Here is a 21,658-nt window from a genome sequence, read left to right on the forward strand (position 1 = left end):
CGACCCGTTGCCTCCCCACCCGCGAGCGGGTTAGCGTGCTCGGCGTGGTGAACCGGTTCTCCACAGGAGCGAGACCGGACCCACCGACCGCGGGAGACCCACGTGCAGCACTTCCGGACCGACGGCCGTCGGCTCACCTGGACCGGCGACGGCGAGACGCTCGTCGTCGACCCCTGGGGCGCCGACGCCGTGCGCGTGCGCGCGTCCGTCACGGGCGACGTGCTCGACACCGACTGGGCGCTGCTGCCCGCACCCGACGGCCCGCCGCCCGCGATCGAGGTCGACGGCACCACCGCCCGCCTCGTGCAGGGCCGGTTGACCGTCGAGCTCACCGCCGGGCAGCACCTCGACTGGCAGGTCGGCTACCAGGTCGCGTGGTGCCGCGTGCGGTTCCTCGACGCGGACGGCCGCGTGCTGCTCGAGGAGCACGGCACCGGCGGCGCGCTCAAGCTGCGCGCGCGGGACTTCCGCGCGCACGTCGGCGGCGACCACCGGCTCGTCGCGAGCTTCACGTCGGACCCCGACGAGCACCTGGCCGGCATGGGGCTCTACCAGCAGGACCTCATCGACCTCAAGGGCAGCACGTTCGAGCTCGTCCACCGCAACTCGCAGGCGTCCGTGCCGTTCGTCGTGTCCAGCGCGGGGTACGGGATGCTCTGGCACAACCCGGCCGTGGGGCGCGCGACGTTCGGGCGCAACCGCACCGAGTGGGTCGCCGAGAGCACGCGCCAGCTCGACTACTGGGTCACCGCGGGCGGCACCCCCGCGCAGATCGCGTCCGCGTACGCCGACGCGACCGGTCACGCGCCGATGATGCCCGAGCACGCGCTCGGCCTCTGGCAGAGCAAGCTGCGCTACGCGTCGCAGGACGAGCTGCTCGAGGTCGCGCGCGAGCACCACCGCCGCGACCTGCCCGTCGACGTCGTCGTGGCCGACTTCTTCCACTGGCCGCACATGGGCGACGAGCGGTTCGAGGAGGAGTTCTGGCCGGACCCGGCCGCGATGACCGCCGAGCTGCGCGACCTCGGCACGGAGCTCATGGTCTCGGTGTGGCCGCAGGTGTCGGTCGACTCCGAGAACTTCGCCGCGCTCTCGCGCGCCAACCACCTCGTGCGCGCCGACCGCGGGCTCGAGGTCCAGATGGCGTTCGGCGGGCCCAGCATGTTCGTCGACGTCACCCACCCGGGCGCCCGCGCCGCGCTGTGGGAGCTGTGCCGGCGCAGCTACCACGAGCACGGCGTGCGGATCTTCTGGCTCGACGAGGCCGAGCCCGAGTACGGGCGCTACGACCTCGACAACTACCGGTTCCACGCGGGCCCGGGCGCGCAGGTGAGCAACGTGTACCCGCAGCTGTTCTCGCGCACGTTCCACGACGGGCTGCGCGCCGCGGGCGAGACCGAGGTCGTCAACCTCGTGCGGTGCGCGTGGGCGGGCAGCCAGCGGTACGGCGCGCTCGTGTGGTCGGGCGACATCGCGTGCTCGTGGGAGGCGCTGCGCCGCCAGGTCGTCGCGGGCGTGCACATGGGCGTCGCGGGCATCCCGTGGTTCACCACCGACATCGGCGGGTTCCACGGCGGCGACGTGCGCGACCCCGCGTTCCACGAGCTGCTGGTGCGCTGGTTCCAGATGAGCACGTTCAGCCCCGTGCTGCGCATGCACGGCGACCGGCAGCCCAGCCGGCCCGTCACCGCGGCCGACGGGTCGTCGCGCATGGCGTCCGGCGCCCCCAACGAGCTGTGGAGCTACGGGCCCGACGTCGAGCGCGTGCTCACCGGCTACCTGCGCGTGCGCGAGGCGCTGCGCCCGTACGTGCGCCGCCTCATGCGCGCCGCGCACGAGGACGGGCAGCCGCTGCTGCGCGGCCTGTTCCACGAGTTCCCCGACGACCCGCACGCGTGGCAGGTCACCGACCAGTACCTGTTCGGCCCCGACCTGCTCGTCGCGCCCGTCGTGCACCCCGGCGCGACGTCCCGCACCGTGCACCTGCCCGCGGGTGCGTCGTGGACCGACGTCCGCACGGGCGAGGTGCACGCGGGCGGCGCGCGCGTGGACGTCGAGGCGCCGCTGGCCGTGCTGCCGCTGTTCGGGCGCGACGGCGCGGGCGCCGAGCTGCGCGACGCGCTGCGCGCGGCCTCCTGACCCCGGGCCCGGGCCACCGCCGCGCCGGACGCCGACCGCCCCCTCGGCCGTCGTCCGGCGCGGGCGCCCCGGCGTGGGGGCGCGGCCCGGGTCCGGGACCGGGTACGAGTACGGGCGCACGTACGGGCCCGGTCAGCGGGCGTCAGGGAACCGTCAGGACGCGGTCCCGGCGCACCCGCCGCGGAGCACGCTCGTCGCGGTGACCACGGCGGTCGCCCCGCCCCCGCGGCGGTGACCACGAGGAGCACCCGTGGCCGACCTCGTCCTGCTCGTCCTCACCGGCGGCCTGTTCGGGCTGCTCGCCGCGCTCGTGCGCGGGCTCGCGCACCGGGTGGACCGGCCGTGAGCGGCGAGACCGTCGCCGCCCTCGTCGTGGCCGTGGGCCTCGCGGCGTACCTGCTGCGCGCGCTGCTGCACCCGGAGCGACGGTGAGCGCCGCGGTCGCGGCCTGGCTGCAGGTCGGCCTGCTGGTCGCGCTGCTCGCGGCCGTGCACGTGCCGCTCGGCGAGCACCTGGCGCGCACGTTCACCTCGCCCCGGCACCTGCGCGTCGAGCGCGCGCTGTACCGGCTGGGCGGCATCGACCCCGACGCCGACCAGCGGTGGTCGGTGTACGCGCGGTCGGTGCTCGCGTTCTCGCTCGTGTCCGTGGTGCTGCTGTACGCGCTGCTGCGCCTGCAGGCGTGGCTGCCGCTCTCGCTGGGCCGCGCCGGGCTCGCCCCGACGACCGCGTGGGACACCGCGGTCTCGTTCGTCACCAACACGAACTGGCAGTCGTACTCGGGCGAGCAGGCCCTCGGGCACCTCGCGCAGGCCGCCGGGCTCACGGTGCAGAACTTCGTGTCCGCGGCCGTCGGCATGGCCGTCGCCGTCGCGCTCGTGCGGGGGTTCGCGCGGTCGGGCACCGACCGGCTCGGGTCGTTCTGGGTCGACCTCGTGCGCGGCACCGTGCGCGTGCTGCTGCCGCTGGCCGCGGTCGCGGCCGTCGCGCTGCTGCTCGGCGGCGTCGTGCAGACGTTCACGGGCCCGCAGACCGTCACGACGCTCGACGGCGGCACGCAGACCCTCCTCACGGGGCCGGTCGCGTCGCAGGAGGCGATCAAGCTGCTCGGCACCAACGGCGGCGGCTTCTTCAACGCCAACAGCGCGCACCCGTTCGAGAACCCCGCGCCGTGGACCAACCTGCTCGAGGTCTTCCTGCTGCTCGCGGTCCCGTTCAGCCTGCCGCGCGCGTTCGGCCGCATGGTCGGCGACCTGCGCCAGGGCTGGGCGGTGCTCGCGACGACCGGCGGCCTGTGGGCCGCGACCACGGCCGTGCTCACGTGGGCCGAGACCCGCGGGTACGGTGCCGTGCCCGCGCTGGCCGGGGCCGCGCTGGAGGGCAAGGAGGTGCGGTTCGGTCCCGCGGCGTCCGCGCTGTTCGCGGCGTCGACCACCGCGACGTCGACGGGCGCGGTCAACGCGTCGCACGACTCGCTCACCGCGCTGGGCGGCGGGACCGCGCTGCTCAACATGGTGCTGGGCGAGGTCGCGCCGGGCGGCGTCGGGTCGGGGCTCTACGGCATCCTCGTGCTCGCCGTCCTCACGGTCTTCCTCGCGGGGCTCATGGTGGGCCGCACGCCCGAGTACCTCGGCAAGAAGATCGGGCAGCGCGAGGTCACGCTCGTCGCGCTGTCGGTGCTCACCATGCCCGCGCTCGTGCTGGTCGGCGCCGCGCTCACGGCGGGCGTGCCCGCACGCGTCGCCGCGTCGGTGCAGGACCCGGGCGCGCACGGGCTCACCGAGATCCTCTACGCGTACGCGTCGGCCGCCAACAACAACGGGTCGGCGTTCGCCGGGTTCGGCGCCGCGACGCCCTACCAGGACGTCACGCTCGGGGTCGTCATGCTGCTCGGCCGGTTCGTGCCGGTCGTGCTCGTGCTCGCGCTCGCCGGCACGCTCGCGCGGCAGCGCCGCGTGCCCGTCACCGCGGGCACGCTGCCCACCCACGGCCCGCTGTTCGCGGGCCTGCTCGCGGTCGTGACCGTCGTCGTCACGGCCCTCACGTTCGTCCCGGCGCTCGCGCTGGGCCCCGTCGCGGAGGCACTCCTGTGACCGCCACACCCGTCAGCACCGACCCCGCCGCGAGCGCCGCCCCCGCGGCCGCCCGCACGTCCGCCGCGCGGACCGGCGGCGTGTTCGGCCCGCGCCAGCTGCTCGCGGCGCTCGGCCCGGCCGCGCGCCGCCTCGACCCGCGCCACCAGGTCCGCACGCCCGTGATGTTCGTCGTGTGGGTCGGCGCGCTGGCCTGCACGGTGCTCGCGGTGCTGCACCCGTCGGCGTTCGCGTGGGCCATCGCGGCGTGGCTGTGGGCGACCGTGCTGTTCGCGAACCTCGCCGAGGCCGTCGCCGAGGGCCGCGGCCGCGCGCAGGCCGACTCGCTGCGCCGCACGCGCAGCACGACGGTCGCGCGGCGGCTGCGCGCCGACGGCACCGAGGAGGAGGTCGCGGGCACCGCGCTGGCCGTCGGCGACCTCGTCGTGGTCGAGGCCGGCCAGACGATCCCGGGCGACGGCGACGTGGTCGAGGGGGTCGCGTCGGTCGACGAGTCGGCCGTCACGGGCGAGTCCGCACCCGTGATCCGCGAGTCCGGCGGCGACCGGTGCGCCGTCACGGGCGGCACGCGCGTGCTGTCCGACCGCGTGGTCGTGCGCATCACCGCCAAGCCCGGCGAGACGTTCCTCGACCGCATGATCGCGCTGGTCGAGGGCTCGGCCCGGCAGAAGACCCCCAACGAGATCGCGCTCGACCTGCTGCTCGCGGCGCTCACGCTGGTGTTCCTGCTGGCCGTCGTGACGCTGCAGCCGCTCGCCGTGTACTCGGGGCAGCCGCAGCCGCTCGTCGTGCTGGTCGCGCTGCTGGTCTGCCTCATCCCGACGACCATCGGCGCGCTGCTGTCGGCCATCGGCATCGCCGGCATGGACCGGCTCGTGCGTCGCAACGTGCTCGCGCTGTCGGGGCGCGCGGTCGAGGCCGCGGGCGACGTCGACGTGCTGCTGCTCGACAAGACGGGCACCATCACGCTCGGCGACCGGCAGGCCGTCGGGTTCGTGCCCGCCGAGGGCGTCACGGTCGAGGACCTCGCGCGCGCCGCGCAGCTGTCGTCGCTCGCCGACGAGACCCCCGAGGGCCGCTCGGTCGTCGTGCTCGCCAAGGACGCGCACGGCCTGCGCGGCACGGCCGTCGGGGGCGCGACGTTCGTGCCGTTCACGGCGCAGACCCGCATGAGCGGGGTCGACCTGCCGGCCGACGGCGCGACGCCCGCGCGGCAGGTCCGCAAGGGCGCGGCGTCGGCCGTGCTCGCGTGGGTGCGCGAGCACGGCGGCAGCCCCGCGGCGGACGTCGCGCGCGCGGTCGACGAGATCGCCGGGTCGGGCGGCACGCCGCTCGTCGTCGCCGAGGCCGTGGCCGGTGCCCCCGCGCGGGCGCTCGGCGTCGTCCACCTCAAGGACGTCGTCAAGCCCGGCATGCGCGCACGCTTCGACGAGCTGCGTCGCATGGGCATCCGCACGGTGATGATCACGGGCGACAACGCGCTCACCGCGCGCGCGATCGGCGAGGAGGCCGGCGTCGACGACGTGCTCGCCGAGGCCACGCCGGAGGACAAGCTCGCGCTCATCCGCCGCGAGCAGGCCGAGGGGCGGCTCGTCGCGATGACGGGCGACGGCACCAACGACGCGCCCGCGCTCGCGCAGGCCGACGTGGGCGTCGCGATGAACACCGGCACGTCCGCCGCCAAGGAGGCCGGGAACATGGTCGACCTCGACTCGGACCCGACCAAGCTCATCGAGATCGTCGCGATCGGCAAGCAGCTGCTCATCACGCGCGGCGCGCTCACCACGTTCTCGCTGGCCAACGACGTCGCGAAGTACTTCGCGATCCTCCCGGCGATGTTCGCGGGCCTGTACCCGCAGCTCGACGCGCTCAACGTCATGCGGCTGCACTCGCCGCAGTCCGCGGTGCTGTCGGCCGTCGTGTTCAACGCGCTCGTGATCGTCGCGCTCGTGCCCGTCGCGCTGCGCGGCGTGCGGTACCGGCCCGCCGCGGCCGGGGCGCTGCTGCGCCGCAACCTGCTGGTCTACGGCGTCGGCGGCCTCGTCGCGCCGTTCGTGGGCATCAAGCTCGTCGACCTCGTCGTCGCGCTGCTGCCCGGGTTCTGAAGGAGACCGACGTGACCGCGTTCGCCCGGCAGGCCCTCGGCGGCCTGCGCCTGCTCCTGGCCCTCACGCTGCTGCTCGGCGTCGCGTACCCGACGGCCGTGTGGGCCGTCGGGCGCGTCGTGCCCGACCGCGCCGACGGGTCGCCCCTGGTCGTCGACGGGCAGGTGCGCGGCTCGCGCCTGGTCGGCCAGGCGTTCGACGGCCCCGGCTGGTTCCTGCCCCGGCCGTCCGCGGCGGGCGACGGGTACGACGCGCTCGCGTCGGGCGCGTCGAACCTCGGCCCGCAGAACCCCGACCTGCTCGCGACGGTCGAGCGGCGACGCACCGAGGTCGCCGCGCGCGAGGGCGTCTCCCCCGCCGCCGTCCCGGCCGACGCGGTGACGGCGTCCGCGTCGGGGCTCGACCCCGACATCAGCCCCGCGTACGCGGCGCTGCAGGTGCCGCGCGTCGCGCGCGAGCGCGGCCTGCCCGAGGCGCGGGTGCGGGTGCTCGTCGCGGACGCGACGTCCGGTCGCGACCTCGGGTTCCTCGGCGAGCCGCGCGTCGACGTCGTCACGTTGAACGCCGCGCTCGCCGCCGCGGCGGGATGATCGGTCCCGTGGACGACGTGCGGCGCGGCCGCCTGCGGGTGTACCTGGGCGCGGCGCCCGGGGTCGGCAAGACGTACGCGATGCTCGACGAGGCGCGGCGCCGGGCCGAGCGCGGCACCGACGTGGTCGTCGCGCTCGTCGAGACGCACGGCCGCGCGGGCACCGCCGCGCTGCTCGACGGCCTCGAGGTGGTGCCGCGCCGCACGGTCGAGCACCGCGGCACCACGCTGACCGACCTCGACGTCGACGCCGTGCTCGCGCGGCACCCCGAGATCGCGCTGGTCGACGAGCTCGCGCACACCAACGCGCCCGGCGGCCGGCACGCCAAGCGGTGGGAGGACGTCGAGGACCTGCTCGCCGCGGGCATCGACGTCGTCACGACCGTCAACGTGCAGCACCTGGAGTCGCTCAACGACGTCGCGCGTGCCATCACGGGCGTCCGCCAGCAGGAGACCGTTCCCGACGCGGTCGTGCGTCGGGCCGACCAGATCGAGCTGGTCGACATGAGCCCCGAGGCGCTGCGCCGCCGCCTCGCGCACGGCAACGTGTACGCCGCCGAGACCGTCGACGCCGCGCTCACGCAGTACTTCCGGGTCGGCAACCTCACGGCCCTGCGCGAGCTCGCGCTGCTGTGGACCGCCGACCGCGTCGACGACGCGCTCGAGGCGTACCGGACCGCGCACGGCATCAGCGACCCGTGGCCCGCGCGCGAGCGCGTCGTCGTCGCCGTCACCGGCGGGCCCGAGACCGAGACGCTGCTGCGGCGCGGCGCGCGGATCGCCGCGCAGTCCGCCGGCGGGCAGCTGCTCGCGGTGCACGTGCTGCGCGGCGACGGCCTGCGCGGCGCGCCGCCCGACGCGCTGGCCCGGCAGCGCCTGCTGGTCGAGCAGCTCGGCGGCACGTGGCACACGGTCGTCGCCGACGACGTCGCGGCCGCCGTCCTGGAGGTCGCGCGCGGCGTCAACGCGAGCCGCATCGTGCTCGGCGTGACGCGGCGCTCGCGGCTCGCGCAGGCGCTGTCACCCGGGGTCGGCACCGAGGTGATCCGCGACGCCGGGGACATCGACGTGCTCGTCGTGACGCACCCGCACGCGGGCGGCCGGCGGTTCCGGCGCCCGCCGCGCCGCGGCACGCTCACGGGCCGGCGCCGCCTGCTCGGCTGGGGGCTGGCCGTCGCCGGGCCGCCCGCGCTCGCGCTCGCGCTCGACGCCGCGACCACGTGGGACACGCTGTCGATCGCGCTCATGCTGTTCCTCGCGCTCACGGTCGGCGTCGCGCTCGTCGCCGGCCTCGTGCCCGCGCTCGTCGCCGCCGCGCTCGGGGGCGCGCTCAGCAACGTGCTGTTCGCGCCGCCGGTCGGCACGTGGAGCATCACCGAGCCGCGCAACGCGCTCGCGATCGTCGTGCTCGTGGCCGTCGCCGTCGGCGTGTCGGCGGTCGTCGACCTCGCGGCGCGCCGCACCGCCGAGGCCGCGCGCGCCCGCGCCGAGGCCGACACGCTCGCCGCCACGGCGGCCGCGTCGCTCGGCGGCGAGGACCCCGCGGGTGCGGCGCTCGAGGCGCTGCGGGAGGCGCTGCGGCTGCGGCGGGTCGTGGCGCAGCGCCGGGCGGCCCCCGCCGCGCCGTGGGTGGACGTCGCGACAGCGCACGCACCCGCGGGCGGGCCGACGACGCCCGGCGCTGCCCTCGGCGTGGGTCTTCATGCGGCACCCGATGGGGCTCGCGGCGCGGATCTCGACGACGCGCCGGACGACGGCCCCACCGAGGTCCCGGTCACCGACGCGCTGCGGCTCGTGCTCACCGGCCGCACGCCGCCGCCGCACGAGGTGCGGCTCGCGCGCGCCGTCGGCCTGCAGGTCGAGGCGGTGCTCGAGCGCGACGCGCTGCGCGTCGAGGCCGGCACGGCACGCGCCGAGCGCGAGCGCGGGGCCATGCGCACCGCGCTGCTCGCGGCCGTGTCGCACGACCTGCGCACGCCGCTCGCCGCGATCAAGGCGTCGGTCTCGGCGCTGCGCTCGCTCGGCGACGCGATCCCCGCCGACGAGCGCACGGCGCTGCTGGGCGACGCCGAGCACAACGCCGACCGGCTGCAGCACCTCGTCGACGACCTGCTCGACATGAGCCGCCTCGACGCGGGCGTGGTCGTGCCGCGCCGCGCGCCCGTCGCGCTCGACGAGGTCGTGCCCGCGGCCCTGGCGGGCGTCCCCGAGGGCGCGGTCGACGTCGACGTCCCCGAGGACCTGCCGCTCGTCACGGTGGACGCCGCGCTGCTCGAGCGTGCGCTCGCCAACGTCGTCGAGAACGCCGTGCGCTACGGCGGCGCGCCGGTGCGCGTGAGCGCGGGGCAGGTCGACGACGTCGTCGTCGTGCGCGTCGTCGACCACGGCCCGGGCGTGCCCGACGACCGCAAGGCCGCGATGTTCACGGCGTTCCAGCGCCTCGACGACGCACCCCGCGGGCACGGGCTCGGCCTGGGCCTCGCGGTGGCGCGCGGGTTCGTCACGGCCGACGGCGGCACGCTCGACGCCGAGGACACGCCCGGCGGCGGCCTCACCATGGTCCTGACGATCCCGCTGGACGGAGGTGGCGCATGACCCGTGTGCTCGTCGTCGAGGACGACCCGGCGCTGGCCCGTGCGCTGGGCGTGAGCCTGCGCGTGCACGGGTACGACGTGCACGCCGTCGCGACCGGCGCGGCCGCGCTCGACCTGCTCGCGGGCGACCCGCCCGACCTCGTGCTGCTCGACCTGGGGCTGCCGGACGTCGACGGGCTCGACGTGCTACGCGCGCTGCGCGTGTGGTCCTCGACGCCCGTCGTCGTGCTGTCGGCGCGCCAGACGTCGGACGACAAGGTCGAGGCGCTCGACGCGGGCGCCGACGACTACGTGACCAAGCCGTTCGCGATGGACGAGCTGATGGCGCGGCTGCGGGCCGCCGTGCGTCGCGCAGTGCCGCAGGCCGGACGCCCGCAGGTGCGGACCGCGGCGTTCACGGTCGACCTCGCGGCGCGGCGCGTGCAGCGCCCCGACGGCACCGACGTGCAGGTCACGCCCACCGAGTGGCACCTGCTGGAGATCCTCGCGCGGAACGTCGGCCGCGTGGTCGACCGCGCCGACCTGCTGCGCGAGCTGCGCGGCCCGTACCTCGACACCGAGAGCCACTACCTGCGCGTGTACGTCGCGCAGCTGCGCCGCAAGCTCGAGCCCGACCCCGCGCACCCGCGGCACCTGCTCACCGAACCCGCGCGGGGGTACCGGCTGGCGCCGTGACGCGGGCCCCGCTGCGGCTGCGCGGGGCTCGGCGGCGCGGGCTCAGGGGCGCGCGGGCTCCGGCTCAGGATCGGTGCGCGCGAGGCGCCGCGCGAGCATCGCGCACACCACGATCTGCAGCTGGTGGAACACGATCACCGGCAGCGCGACGCTCGCCGCGACCGCGGGCGCGAACAGCACGGCCGCCATCGGCAGCCCCGTCGCCGCGGACTTCTTGGACCCGCACATGAGCAGCGCGATCCGGTCGCCGCGGTCGAGGCCCAGCAGGCCGCCGCCGCGCCACGTGATCGTCAGCATCGCCGCGAGCACCACCGCGCACACCACGAGCAGCACCACGAGCGCACCGGCCGTGAGGTGGTCCCACGCGCCCGACGTCTGCGCCTCGCTCACGGCCGTGAACACGACCAGCAGGATCGTCGTGCGGTCGGTGGTGCGCGTGATCTTGCCGTGCCCGCGCAGCCACGCGCCGATCCACGGCTGCGCGACCTGCCCCGCGACGAACGGCAGCAGCAGCTGCAGCAGGATCCCGGTGATCGCGCCGCTGTCGATGCCGGCACCCGTCGCGCCCATGAGCACGGCCACGAGGACGGGCGTGATGACGACGCCGAGCACGTTGGAGATCGTCGCGCCCGTGATCGCGCCCGCGACGTTGCCGCGCGCGACCGACGTGAGCAGCACCGAGGACTGCACGGTCGACGGCAGCAGCGCCAGGTACAGCACGCCGCGGCGCAGGTCCGGGTCGAGCACGGCGTCCGGCAGCAGCTGCACCAGCAGGCCCAGCACCGGGAACAGCACGTACGTCGCCGCGAGCATCGAGCCCTGGAGGCGGAACCGCTTGAGCCCGTCGACGACCTCGCGCGTGGGCATGCGCGCGCCGTACAGGAAGAACAGCACGACGATCGCGACCGTGCGCACGACGTCGAGCACCTCGCCGACGGCCTCCGGCACGGGCACCAGCAGCCCGAGCACGAGGACGCCGACGATCATCGCCGTCAGCGGGTCGAGCCACCGGAGCCAGGCGGGCGCCTTCATGCGGCGCGAGGGGGACGGCAGGTGCGGGGGCGGGACGTCACGTCGCCATCCTCGCGCACGTGGGACGAACCCTGGGCGGGCGTCCACGTCGTGTCGGGACGGCCGGGTCGGGGGCGGCGCCCGCGCCGCGGCCGGGGCGGCCCGCACCACGACCGGGCCGCCCGCACCACCGCCGGGGGCGGCCACGCCGCCGCCACGGGCACCTGCTCGGACCCCGGGCCGACGCCACGCCCCACCACGGGCGGACGCACGCGCCGCGCCGGACCACCCCCGGGGCGACGCGACGCCGCAGGTCAGGCACCTACCGTCGCCCGCATGACCGCACTCGCCCGCCACACGCTGGCCCCGTTCGCGACCCTCGCCGCCGCCGTCGCGGTGCTGCTGCTCCTGCCGTTCCCGGGCAGCCTGAGCCCGACGCTGTACCGCGCGGTCGCGTCGGTGACGGCGGGCGTGCCGGGGGTCGACCTGGTGTCGCTGGGCGCGCTCGGGCTGCTGGCCGCGGGGGTCGCGCTGGCCGTGGGGCACGCGTGGCGCGCGCACCGCGACCGGCTCCCCGTGACGCTCGCGGCGGCGGGCGGCGTGCCCGTCGCGTACGGCACGAGCGAGGGGCTCAAGCTCGTGCTCACGCAGGAGCGTCCGTGCACGCGGTGGTCGTACGCGGCGCACTGCCCGCCGCCCGGGGACTGGTCGCTGCCGTCCAACCACGCGACGGTCGCGTTCGCGGCCGTCGTCGTGCTCGTGGTCGCGACGCGTGCGGCGTGGGTCGCGTGGTCGTCGGTCGGGCTCGCGGCGGTCGCCGCGGCGGGCCGCGTCATGGAGGGCGTGCACTACCCGCACGACGTCGCGCTGGGCGCCGTCGTCGGCGTGGGCGTCACCGCGCTCGTGGCGTGGGCGGCGGCGGTCGTCGTGCGTCGCCACCGCGGCGGTACCCCCGCCACCGCCTGACGCCGCGGGCCACCGGACACGGACCACGGACCGGGTGTGCGGCGTTCCGGCCGCCGGGCAGCCGCAACTCCGCACACGCACGTCCGCTCGAGGGCCTCGTCGGCACGCCGCGCCGGCAGAGCGCCCGGCCCGCGGAGCCCACCCCGGTCGCGAGAGCGCGATCCAGTCACCCCCAACCCCCGGTCGCGAGAGCGCGATCCAGTCACCCCCAACCCCCGGTCGCGAGAGTGCGATCCAGTCACCCCCAACCCCAGGTCGCGAGAGCGCGATCCAGTCACCTCACCCACGATGCCCAGGTCGCGGGAGGCAGGGACCCGCGGTCCCCGGACGCACGCGCCCTGCCGCCGCGCCGCCCGGGCGCCGAGCATGGAGCGGTCGCACCGCCCGGTGCGGCCACCCACCGCCGGAGGTCACCGTGCCCCTGCTCGCCGCATCCGACGTCCCCGACCTCACCCGGCGGCTCGCCGTCGTCACGGGCGCCAGCGACGGCATCGGCGTGCACGTCGCCGGGCACCTCGCGCGCGCCGGCGCCGACGTCGTGCTCCCGGTGCGCGACCTCGCCAAGGGCCGTGCCGCCGCCGACCGGCTGCGCGCCGAGGTGCCGCACGCGCGCCTCGACGTGCGGCACGCCGACCTCGCGGACCTCGCCTCCGTCGCCGCGTTCGCCGGGACGCTGCTGGCCGACGGCCGTCCGGTCGACGTGCTGGTCAACAACGCGGGCGTCATGGAGCCGCCGACACGGCGCACGACCGCCGACGGGTTCGAGCTGCAGCTCGGCGTCAACCACCTCGCGCACGTCGCGCTCACGTCGCACCTGCTGCCGCTGCTCGCCGCCGCGCGCGGCCGCGTGACGACGCAGGTCAGCATCGCCGTCGCGCGGGCCGCCGTGCACTGGGACGACCTGGGCTGGGAGCACGGCTACCACCCGGGCCGCGCGTACGGCTCGTCGAAGCTCGCGCTGGGGCTGTTCGCGGCCGAGCTGCAGCGCCGCAGCGCGGCCGGCGGGTGGGGCGTCACGAGCACGCTGTCGCACCCCGGCGTCTCCCCCACGAACCTGCTCGCGGCGCAGCCCGGCCTGGGGCGAGATCGCGAGCGGCTCGGGCGGCGCGTCATCGCGGGGCTGTCGCGGCGGGGCTGGGTGGTCGGGACGGTCGCGTCGGCCGCGCTGCCCGCGGTCCTCGCGGCGACGGCCCCCGACGCGCGCGGCGGGCACCTGTACGGACCGCGCGGGTTCCAGCACCTCGGCGGTCCGCCCGCCGAGCAGCCGCTGTACCGGCCGCTCACCGACCGCGACGACGCGCGCCGCGTCTGGGACGTCTCCCACCGCCTCACCGGAACACCGCCCACCCCCTGACCCAGGTCGCGAGAGCGCGATCCAGTCACCCCGACCACCCCACCCCAGGTCGCGAGAGCGCGGTCCAGTCACCCCCGAGCGACGGCAGAGGGGGATCGCCGATCCCTTCCCGCCGCTTCGCCGACCCCGCACCATGGAGGGATGGACCGCGTGGAGCTCGCCGACTTCCTGCGTCGCCGCCGTGAGGCGCTGCAGCCCGAGGACGTCGGCCTGCCCCGCGGCCCGCGCCGCCGCACCGCGGGGCTGCGCCGCGAGGAGGTCGCCGCGCTCAGCGACATGTCCGTCGACTACTACGGACGTCTGGAGCAGTCGCGCGGCCCGCAGCCGTCGCCGCAGATGCTCGGGGCGATCGCCCGCGGGCTGCGCCTCACGCTCGCCGAGCGTGACCACCTGTTCCACCTCGCCGGTCAGAACGCGCCCGCGCGAGCGGGCGGCGGGGACCACGTGTCCCCCGGGACGATGCGTGTGCTCGACCGGCTCGCCGACACGCCCGCCCAGGTCATGACGGCGCTGGGTGAGACGCTCGTGCAGACCGCCGCGGCACGCGCGCTCTTCGGCGACGAGACGCGGCACCAGGGCCTCATGCGCAGCGTCGTCTACCGGTGGTTCGTGGACCCGGCGGCCCGCGAGGTCTACCCGCACGCGGAGCACCCCGAGGTCGGCCGTGCGTTCGTCGCCGACCTGCGCGCGGCGCACGCCGCGCAGGGTCCGCGCTCGCGCGCGGCCGCGCTCGTCGACGCGCTGCTCGCGCGCAGCACCGAGTTCGCCGCGCTGTGGCAGGAGCACGAGGTGCGCTCGACGTCGTGGCGCGAGAAGCGCCTGTGGCACCCCGACCTCGGCGAGCTCGAGCTGCAGTGCCAGATCCTCCACGACCCCGACCAGGGGCAGGTGCTCCTGGTGCTCACCGCGACGCCCGGCACCGCCAGCCACGACAAGCTGCAGCTGCTCGCGGCGCTGGGGCCGCGGGGTGCCGTCGTCGTCGACTGACGTTCGCGTCGGGGCACGTGGCCGCGGGGCGCGCGACGGGCGCCGGGCCGGTCGGCGACGGCGCGCGGGGACCCGGACGGTCGCGACGGCGCGCGGGGACCCGGACGGTCGCAGCGGTGCGCGGTGCCTGTCAGGGCAGGTCGGCGGAGCGTAGTGCGGCGGTCGCGTACCGCGCGGCGAGCACCGCGCACGCGTCGGCCAGCGCACGCGGCGCGACGTCCTCGACGTCGGTGTCGAACCGGCCGAGCAGCGCCGCCAGCGCGACCCACGACCACGCGCCGAGCGTGACACGGCAGCGCCCGTCGCCGAGGTCCTCGACCGTCCCGTCGTCGACGAACGGCGCGACGGCGCGCGCGGGCGCACGCAGCACGGCCGTGCCGGTGCAGGGCCAGGCCGCGGCCTCGCGCGGGGCCGCGGGCGTGCGCCCCGGGGACGCCTCGGTCGGGCCGCCCGCGCCCGTGGTGTCCGGCGTCGTCCCCCGGAACCGGGCGGCGACGAACGCGCGCACGTCGCCGCCGGGCACCGGGCGGGGCGTGAACCTGGCGCCGGTGTGCGCGCGCAGCCGCAGCCGGTCGACGCGGAACAGGCGCCAGTCGTCGCGGTCGAGGTCCCACGCGACGAGGTACCAGCGGCCGCGGGTCGCCACCACGTGGTGCGGCTCGACGCGGCGCGGCGGGCCGGGCGGCGCGTCCGGGTCGGCGCCGGGCGCGTCGTGGTCGAACCGCACGACCTCGTGACGGCGGACGGCCGCGGTGAGCAACGTGAGCGCGTCGGTCGTCGACGGTGTCGGGGTCGCGTCGGGCAGCGGCACGAACCGCACGTCGTCGGCGCGTCGCCGCAGCCGCTCGGGCATGACGCGGCGGATCGTGGCGAGCGCGCGCTCGGCCGCGTCGTCGACGTCGGTGGCGAGCAGCGGCGCGGCCTGCAGCGCGACCGCGACGGCCGTGACCTGGTCGTCGTCGAGCAGCAGGGGCGGCAGCTCGGCGCCCGCGTCGAGCCGGTACCCGCCGTCGGTGCCGCGCGTCGCGTCGATCGCGTACCCGAGGTCCCGCAGCCGCTCGACGTCGCGGCGGACGGTCCGCGCGCTGACGTCGAGCCGCTCGGCGAGCAGCGGCCCGGGCCAGTCGCGGCGCGCCTGCAGCAGCGACAGCAGCCGCAGCAGCCGGGCGGTCGTCGCGGCGGGCGTCGTCATGCCCCCAACCTAGGCGGCCATGCGGACAGGACCTGACCGCAAGGCCTGCGAACGTGCCGCCGTCGGACGGACCGGCACCACACCCCCGCACCCCTGGGAGCACGCATGAGCCTCACGACCACGACCCACCTGAACTTCCGCGGCGACGCGCGCGCCGCGCTCGAGCTGTACCGCGACGCGTTCGGCGGCGAGCTGACCGTCGTCACGCACGCGCAGGCCGGCAGCGAGACCGAGCCGCACGAGGCCGACCAGGTCAGCTGGGGCCAGGTGGTCTCGCCCGCGGGCTTCCACGTCATGGCGTACGACGTGCCCTCGCGCCTGCCCTACGACCCGGGCACGATCCCGGTGTTCGTGTCGGTGCGCGGGACCGACGCCGACGAGCTGCACGGCCACTGGGACGCGCTCGCCGTGGGCGCCACGGTCGTCGTGCCGCTCGCGCCGTCCGCATGGTCGCCGCTGTACGGCATGCTCACCGACCGCTTCGGCGTGACGTGGGTGCTGGACCTCGAGGTCGCCTGGGCGGGCTGAGCCCGGTCGGTCGCGGGCGGGGCCGACCGGTCCCCGCCCGCGGTCGCGGGGCGGCTCGCGGTCGTCAGGCCGCCCGCCGTCGTCTGGCCGGCTGGTGGTCGTCGGGCCCGCTCGCGGTCGTCGGGCCGGGCGGGTCAGACGGCCGACAGCAGGGCCGCGCGCACGTCGGCGAGCGCGGTCGTCTGCGGAGCGAGGTCGGGCGGCGAGGCGTCCGCGGGCGCCGCCACGGTGGCTGCCAGGCCGTCGCGCAGCGCGTCGAGCCCGTCGTCGTACCGCGGGACGAGCGCGCTCACCGTGCGGTGCACGCCGCTGAGCCCCACGCCCGTGGCGACCTGCGGGGCGGGCACGCGTCCGGTGTCGATCGCGGCGATCGCGGCGTGCGGCGTGCCGACCAGCGCGAGCACGCGCTCGACGTGCGCCGACGCGTCGTGCGCGAACAGCCGCGCGGCGCGGTCGGCGGGCACCTTGAGCGCGAGGAACGCGGCGCCGGCCGCGAGCACGACGACGAGGATCGCGGCCGCTGCGACAACGATCGGCCGGCGGCCGGCCGACGCGGGGGCGGTCTCGAGGGTCACGGGGTCCTCCTGATGGACGGGGAGGACGACGACGGGCGTGCCGCTGGGCACCCCCGTCGTCCGCCCGGCCACGGGAGGGTACCCAGGGGACCGTCCGCCGACGAGAACGCGTGCGCGCACGGCACGACCCGTGACCGCGCCGGAAGTCCGAGCGGCCCGGGCGCGTTGCGACCGACGTCGCACCACCGAGCCCGGGAGCCGCCATGAGCACCGACGACACGCCGTTCACCGACGCCGACCTGACCCTGCTGCGCCGCCCGCTGCACGGCTGGTTCACCACCGCCGACGGCGCGACGCCCCCGCAGCCGCGCCCGGTGTGGTTCGAGCTCGCCGACGACGGCACGATCCGGCTGTTCAGCGCCGCGGACGCCCTCAAGGTCCGTCGGCTGCGCCGCGACCCGCGCGCGTCGCTCGTCGTCGCCGCGCCCGTCGAGGAGCGCGAGCACTGGGTGGCCGTCACGGGCCACGTCACGATCCACGACGACGACGCGGCCGCGCACGCGCTCGCCGCCCGCCTCGCCCCGCGCTACTGGGACATGACCGACCCCGTGCGCCAGGCCGACCTCGCCGCGCAGGCCGACGAGCGGCAGGTCCTGCTGGTGCTGCACCCGGAGAACGTGCGGCGGTACGCGTACTGAGCCGGAGCAGCCTCGACGAAGCGAGAACAACGGCATCCTTGTTATCGCTTAGAGCGGGATGCGAGAATAGCCACGTCCCTGCTCACGGTTCGGAGGTCGGATGAGCACGCACGTCGACCCTCGATCCGGCGTCCCCCCTCACGAGTCGGAGACCCTGCCGTGGGTCCCCGCCAGCGGACGACGCGCCGAGATCTCGACGTACGAGGCGAGCATCCCGCCGCTCATCGCCGACGTCGTCGTCGAGGTCGGCCGGGAGGCGCTGGAGTCGGCGCGCGCGGCGGCCGTGGAGGTGGGCGTCCTCGAGGCCACGTACGCCGACCAGGTCGCGACGCTCGAACCGTTCCTGCTGCGCACCGAGGCGATCGCCTCCTCCCGCATCGAGGAGGAGCTCACGACCGTCGACCAACTGGCCCGCGCGCAGTACGGCATCCGCGCACCCCGCAGCGCGCGCACCGTCAAGGGCGCGATCGACGGCCTGACGCTCCTGATCGACCGCGCGACGGACGGCATCGCGCTCGGCGACGTCCTCGCGGCGCACCGCCCCCTCATGGCCGACGACCCCGAGGAGAAGTGGGACGCAGGCCGGTTGCGATCCGTCCAGAACTGGATCGGCGGCTCGAACCGCTCACCGCGCGGGGCCCTGCACGTCCCGCCGACACCCGCGCGGGTCCCTGACCTGATGGCAGACCTGATCCGCTTCCTGCGCCGCACCGACCTCGACCCCGTGGTGCACGCGGCCGTCGCGCACGCGCAGTTCGAGTCGATCCACCCCTTCACCGACGGCAACGGGCGCGTCGGCCGCACCCTCGTCAACGCGCTGTGGCGCTACCGCGGCATGACGCGGCGCATGGCCGTGCCCGTCGCGTCGGCGATCGTCGCCGAGCGCGACACGTACTTCCGCCTCGTCAACGACTACCGCACCGGCGAGGTCGAGCCGTTCGTCGCGTTCCTCGCCGACGCGACGACGCGCGCCGCGCGCGAGGCCGCCGTCTCCGCCGCGCGGCTCGCCGCCCTGCCCGCGCAGTGGCGCGAGACCGTGCGCGCACGGTCCGACAGCGCCGCCGTGGCGCTCCTCGACGTCCTGCCGCGACACCCGGTCGTCGACGCCTCCGACGTCGCACGGCTCACCGGCGTCTCGACCGCACGGGCCTACGCGGCGATCGAGCGACTCGAGGACGCGGGCGTGCTGCGGCGCATCACGGAGTCGCGACGCGACATGGCGTGGGCCGCGGGTGACGTGCTGGACGAGGCCGACGTGATGGTGGACCGGCTGCGGTTCGGGTGAGGCGCCGTCACACCGCCGGCCTCAGCACCTCGACCCGGCCCCCAAGCACCTTGATGTCGAGGACTTGGGTCACCCCGTGGCGTCGGGGCCGCGCAGCGCGCACCTCAGTCCGACTCGCACCGCCCCTGCCGCCAGTACCCTCCACCGCAACCCTCTCCCAGGACCCGCCTCGCGCGCGGCCCGGATCGCGGCGCCCGGCCTGAGTGCGCTACGTCGTGATGTCCTGCGAGGTCGCGCCCCCGCGGGCTGCCGCAACGCCCGCCACGCACGGTGGTAGCGCGGGGACGGCCCGGTCGCGTCGCGCCGACCCAGCGCGACGGCGCCGCGATGCGCCCCGTGCGCGTCCCGCAGCGACCAGCTGCCCACCAGAACGGCGTACGCGTGGCCCGCGTCGAGCACGGCCGCGCCTGGTGCGGGTCACACGATCAGGCCGACCGCGCCTGCCCGCACACATCGCCGCACCCCGGGCATCCGGCAGCCGGGCGCGGACGGGTGCTCGACACCGGGCAGCAGACCGCCCGACGAGCAACACTGGCACACCGCAGACGAACGTCCGGTGGCGGGCAGACGTCGAGACCTCCCCGCGGATGAGAGCTCCCACACCGCCCGACGCGGGACGTCGCACGCGATCTTTCACCCTTCCGGGTGACGCTCAGCCAGAGCGGTCACGCCGGTAGCGCAACCCTGCTATTTTTCGCAGCAGCCCCTGCTTGCACTGTTCGGCACGGTTGCCGCCGGTTTTCTTTCGGCCATCTTCCTCACCGGCCGATCACGGGGACACTTGACCGTGCGATGTAGTCGACGCAGTCATGGGTCGACTACATGAACCGCGTTCAGTCGATGCGAAAGTCATCTTGCTGCAACGACCCACGATCGACCGGATCTTTCGGCGACGCGCCTCGTCGGCGAACTACCGGCATGCCAGTTCTCACTAGAGCCCCTTGGCGCGGACCAGACCGCGATGCGGCGACGCATTCTCGGTCACACTCGAGAGTGTTACGTTGACTCTTGTGTGACCGCCCTAGACACGCTACTTTTTGGATGCGGTCGCGATGAGGCGACGCGGATCGAGAAGGGTGTCACTGTGAAATCGAATCAACGAGCTAGACGAATCCTCGGAACACTGCTGACGGGCGCTTGCGTTGTCGTTGCGCTCCCGGCAGCCTCGGCAACGGCAGTGCTGTACGCGACGTCCGGATCCCCCCAGACCGTCTCAGCGCACGGCAGCACGGCGCGCAGCTACGGAAACTGGTCGGCCACCAGAGTGTCGTCCACCCAACTGACGTCTCTGCTGACCACGGCGTACTACCGCTACAACGACGCGGACAACCACACCGTCTACGTGACCATGAACTCGGCAGCCCCGAACAGCTTCAGCATGAACGTCCACTCCAGCCACGACAACGTCGTCAGCGGCAGCTGGTCGTCGTTCCGTTCGCGCCCCAGCGCCAGCCTGCACCCTACGCCGATCACTCAGCGGGCCAGGGTGGAGGCAGCTGTGAAGACGTGCCTCGACGTCCCCTTGCTGCCCGACGCCTGCTCCGGCAGCAGTGCCACCCTCGCTGTGACGGTCTAGGAGAGATCATGAAGACAGGTTTTTCGATACGTCGTGCCGCACTCGTCGTCGCAGTGGCGCTAGCCGCAGGGACTGCCGCAGCCCTGCCGGCGGCGGCCTACAACACACCGAGCTACTGGAACACGGCTGGCGCTCCGCTTCAGGTCAGCGGTTACGGCAGCACCGCCAGGGCCTACGGGTACATCAAGATCTTCAACGGCAGCAACGGGACACGACTCCACAGTTACGCGTGGAACAAGTTCACCGACGCCGACAATCACGCTGCATACCTCAATGGGAAGTCACAGTTCAACGCCGGAACATGCCGAGAAGTCTCGGTGACCATCGGTTACAAGGGTGTCCAAGTTGCCGCAGGCGCCGCTTGCGCACAGACGTTCTACGATGGCGAGGGCTTCAGACAGGATGGCCTGAACTACACGACGAACTCCTGGGTGCAGATGGCGAACAAGTCCACAGGCGTCCACTCTGGCGCCGACAGAGGGCGTGCAGCGGTGAGGATGGCTATCGACATCCCTCTTCGCCCCGACGTGGAGAGCGGCCCATCCTATTCCGATGACGACAGTTGGTGATGGGGGAGATGCAGTGACGAGCCCGGCCGCGCAGGCTGCTGCACCCATGTTGAGCTTTAGGTCTCTCGTGAAGAAGCGAGGTAGTTTTGCGCTCGGCCCCGTTGATGTCGAATTTAACGTCGGGGTTTCGGCCCTCTTGGGTGCGAATGGATCGGGCAAGACGACGTTCATGCAGCTCGCGGCCGGGCTCATCGCGCCCGACAGTGGCTCGATCGAGCACTCCTCACGCGCGGAGAATAGAACGGTGAGCGCGGCCGGGTTCCTCCCTCAAGACTTCTCCGGACCTCGACGTCCCCGCGTCCGGGACTACCTTCGATTTATCGCGTGGTGCAGGTCGGGCGGAGGCTTGCGGATTCGCGAGAGCGACATCGACGACGCGCTATCGGCGGTCGATCTGGCAGATCGCGCCGACTCCCGTATCGGGACGCTCTCGGGCGGCATGGTCAAACGACTGGGCATTGCACAGGCACTTCTCGGCGATCCTGGCGTGATTATTCTCGACGAGCCGACAGTGGGGCTCGATCCTCTTCAACGTCAGGAGATCCGAATCTTGCTGCAGCGGCTAGGTGAGCAGAAGACCGTGCTGGTGTCCACGCATCTCTCGGAGGATGTTGCAGCCACCGCCAAGAACGTGGTGGCGCTGCACGGGGGGCACGTCGTCTTCTCCGGCTCGACGCGAGCGCTCGCCGGCGACGACGCTCCGGGACGACCTGGCGCAGAGGCTGTCGAGCGGGGCCTGATCGCACTGATCGAGGGACGCGCCGCACATGCGTGAGAGTCGG

19 protein-coding genes are annotated in these 21,658 nt (G+C 75.1%); 16 read left to right on the top strand and 3 right to left on the bottom strand.

The window, feature by feature from the left end:
• The first annotated feature begins 102 nt into the window (after positions 1 to 102).
• The 7 genes from E4A51_RS08285 to E4A51_RS08315 all read left to right on the top strand — a co-directional run bounded on the left by E4A51_RS08285 (position 103) and on the right by E4A51_RS08315 (position 10,195).
• Positions 103 to 2,139 (top strand): TIM-barrel domain-containing protein, encoded by a 2,037-nt coding sequence (locus E4A51_RS08285; RefSeq protein WP_134851419.1) that lies wholly within the window; start codon positions 103 to 105, stop codon positions 2,137 to 2,139.
• A 342-nt stretch (positions 2,140 to 2,481) separates the two neighbouring features.
• On the top strand, positions 2,482 to 2,571 hold the full coding sequence (kdpF, locus tag E4A51_RS18280) for a K(+)-transporting ATPase subunit F (protein ID WP_160309413.1): 90 nt from the start codon (positions 2,482 to 2,484) through the stop codon (positions 2,569 to 2,571).
• Positions 2,568 to 4,232: a potassium-transporting ATPase subunit KdpA gene (kdpA, locus tag E4A51_RS08295; protein WP_070319401.1), complete on the top strand. Its 1,665-nt coding sequence runs from the start codon at positions 2,568 to 2,570 to the stop codon at positions 4,230 to 4,232. Before kdpF ends, kdpA begins: the two co-directional genes overlap by 4 nt.
• A complete protein-coding gene (gene kdpB, locus E4A51_RS08300) occupies positions 4,229 to 6,337 on the top strand; it encodes a potassium-transporting ATPase subunit KdpB (protein ID WP_134851420.1) in 2,109 nt (702 codons plus the stop codon). Before kdpA ends, kdpB begins: the two co-directional genes overlap by 4 nt.
• 11 nt (positions 6,338 to 6,348) lie before the next feature.
• Positions 6,349 to 6,927 carry a potassium-transporting ATPase subunit KdpC gene (gene kdpC, locus E4A51_RS08305; RefSeq protein ID WP_134851421.1) on the top strand — a complete coding sequence of 193 codons (579 nt, stop codon included), beginning with the start codon at positions 6,349 to 6,351 and terminating at the stop codon, positions 6,925 to 6,927.
• An 8-nt stretch (positions 6,928 to 6,935) separates the two neighbouring features.
• Positions 6,936 to 9,521, top strand: coding sequence for an ATP-binding protein (locus E4A51_RS08310; RefSeq protein WP_370297488.1), 2,586 nt, complete (start codon positions 6,936 to 6,938; stop codon positions 9,519 to 9,521).
• Complete coding sequence (locus E4A51_RS08315) at positions 9,518 to 10,195, top strand: response regulator (RefSeq protein ID WP_070320382.1); 678 nt, start codon at positions 9,518 to 9,520, stop codon at positions 10,193 to 10,195. The genes E4A51_RS08310 and E4A51_RS08315 overlap by 4 nt, the downstream gene beginning before the upstream one ends.
• Before the next feature lie 42 nt (positions 10,196 to 10,237).
• On the opposite strand, the gene E4A51_RS08320 is transcribed toward E4A51_RS08315, so the two are convergent.
• Complete coding sequence (locus E4A51_RS08320; RefSeq protein WP_046529421.1) at positions 10,238 to 11,227, bottom strand: bile acid:sodium symporter family protein; 990 nt, start codon at positions 11,225 to 11,227, stop codon at positions 10,238 to 10,240.
• A gap of 315 nt (positions 11,228 to 11,542) precedes the next feature.
• Here E4A51_RS08320 and E4A51_RS08325 point away from each other — a divergent pair, with 315 nt between their 5' ends.
• From E4A51_RS08325 to E4A51_RS08335, 3 genes are all read left to right on the top strand, one after another.
• Positions 11,543 to 12,172 (top strand): phosphatase PAP2 family protein, encoded by a 630-nt coding sequence (locus E4A51_RS08325; protein ID WP_134851422.1) that lies wholly within the window; start codon positions 11,543 to 11,545, stop codon positions 12,170 to 12,172.
• A 415-nt stretch (positions 12,173 to 12,587) separates the two neighbouring features.
• The gene (locus E4A51_RS08330) at positions 12,588 to 13,526 is read left to right on the top strand and encodes an SDR family oxidoreductase (protein ID WP_134851423.1); all 939 of its coding nucleotides are present in this window, start codon (positions 12,588 to 12,590) and stop codon (positions 13,524 to 13,526) included.
• 141 nt (positions 13,527 to 13,667) lie between these two features.
• Positions 13,668 to 14,513, top strand: a complete 846-nt coding sequence (locus tag E4A51_RS08335) for a helix-turn-helix transcriptional regulator (protein ID WP_070320384.1) — start codon at positions 13,668 to 13,670, stop codon at positions 14,511 to 14,513.
• Positions 14,514 to 14,643: 130 nt separating this feature from the next.
• Here E4A51_RS08335 and E4A51_RS08340 read toward each other — a convergent pair whose 3' ends face one another.
• Complete coding sequence (locus E4A51_RS08340) at positions 14,644 to 15,705, bottom strand: YafY family protein (protein WP_134851424.1); 1,062 nt, start codon at positions 15,703 to 15,705, stop codon at positions 14,644 to 14,646.
• Between the two features lie 105 nt (positions 15,706 to 15,810).
• Between E4A51_RS08340 and E4A51_RS08345 the strand changes: the two genes are divergently transcribed.
• Complete coding sequence (locus E4A51_RS08345; protein ID WP_070320386.1) at positions 15,811 to 16,233, top strand: VOC family protein; 423 nt, start codon at positions 15,811 to 15,813, stop codon at positions 16,231 to 16,233.
• A gap of 134 nt (positions 16,234 to 16,367) precedes the next feature.
• On the opposite strand, the gene E4A51_RS08350 is transcribed toward E4A51_RS08345, so the two are convergent.
• Positions 16,368 to 16,808 (bottom strand): hypothetical protein, encoded by a 441-nt coding sequence (locus E4A51_RS08350; RefSeq protein WP_134851425.1) that lies wholly within the window; start codon positions 16,806 to 16,808, stop codon positions 16,368 to 16,370.
• Between the two features lie 203 nt (positions 16,809 to 17,011).
• Between E4A51_RS08350 and E4A51_RS08355 the strand changes: the two genes are divergently transcribed.
• The 5 genes from E4A51_RS08355 (at position 17,012) to E4A51_RS08375 (ending at position 21,651) form a co-directional block, all read left to right on the top strand.
• Positions 17,012 to 17,446: a pyridoxamine 5'-phosphate oxidase family protein gene (locus E4A51_RS08355; RefSeq protein WP_134851426.1), complete on the top strand. Its 435-nt coding sequence runs from the start codon at positions 17,012 to 17,014 to the stop codon at positions 17,444 to 17,446.
• Positions 17,447 to 17,546: 100 nt separating this feature from the next.
• Positions 17,547 to 18,731 carry a Fic family protein gene (locus E4A51_RS08360; protein ID WP_070320389.1) on the top strand — a complete coding sequence of 395 codons (1,185 nt, stop codon included), beginning with the start codon at positions 17,547 to 17,549 and terminating at the stop codon, positions 18,729 to 18,731.
• A 1,012-nt stretch (positions 18,732 to 19,743) separates the two neighbouring features.
• Positions 19,744 to 20,307 carry a hypothetical protein gene (locus tag E4A51_RS08365; protein WP_167748857.1) on the top strand — a complete coding sequence of 188 codons (564 nt, stop codon included), beginning with the start codon at positions 19,744 to 19,746 and terminating at the stop codon, positions 20,305 to 20,307.
• 8 nt (positions 20,308 to 20,315) lie between these two features.
• Positions 20,316 to 20,876: a hypothetical protein gene (locus tag E4A51_RS08370; RefSeq protein ID WP_134851428.1), complete on the top strand. Its 561-nt coding sequence runs from the start codon at positions 20,316 to 20,318 to the stop codon at positions 20,874 to 20,876.
• Positions 20,877 to 20,889: 13 nt separating this feature from the next.
• Complete coding sequence (locus E4A51_RS08375; RefSeq protein WP_167748858.1) at positions 20,890 to 21,651, top strand: ATP-binding cassette domain-containing protein; 762 nt, start codon at positions 20,890 to 20,892, stop codon at positions 21,649 to 21,651.
• The last annotated feature ends 7 nt before the right edge of the window (positions 21,652 to 21,658 follow it).

The organism is Cellulomonas sp. HD19AZ1, from assembly GCF_004535805.1.
Lineage (GTDB): Bacteria > Actinomycetota > Actinomycetes > Actinomycetales > Cellulomonadaceae > Cellulomonas > Cellulomonas iranensis.

Bases quoted from the DNA above. Each gene is read 5' to 3' on its own strand.
- E4A51_RS08315 (WP_070320382.1), top strand. From the start codon at position 9,518: ATGACCCGTGTGCTCGTCGTCGAGGACGACCCGGCGCTGGCCCGTGCG.
- E4A51_RS08320 (WP_046529421.1), bottom strand. From the start codon at position 11,227: ATGAAGGCGCCCGCCTGGCTCCGGTGGCTCGACCCGCTGACGGCGATG.
- E4A51_RS08325 (WP_134851422.1), top strand. From the start codon at position 11,543: ATGACCGCACTCGCCCGCCACACGCTGGCCCCGTTCGCGACCCTCGCC.
- E4A51_RS08335 (WP_070320384.1), top strand. From the start codon at position 13,668: ATGGACCGCGTGGAGCTCGCCGACTTCCTGCGTCGCCGCCGTGAGGCG.
- E4A51_RS08340 (WP_134851424.1), bottom strand. From the start codon at position 15,705: ATGACGACGCCCGCCGCGACGACCGCCCGGCTGCTGCGGCTGCTGTCG.
- E4A51_RS08345 (WP_070320386.1), top strand. From the start codon at position 15,811: ATGAGCCTCACGACCACGACCCACCTGAACTTCCGCGGCGACGCGCGC.
- E4A51_RS08355 (WP_134851426.1), top strand. From the start codon at position 17,012: ATGAGCACCGACGACACGCCGTTCACCGACGCCGACCTGACCCTGCTG.
- E4A51_RS08360 (WP_070320389.1), top strand. From the start codon at position 17,547: ATGAGCACGCACGTCGACCCTCGATCCGGCGTCCCCCCTCACGAGTCG.
- E4A51_RS08370 (WP_134851428.1), top strand. From the start codon at position 20,316: ATGAAGACAGGTTTTTCGATACGTCGTGCCGCACTCGTCGTCGCAGTG.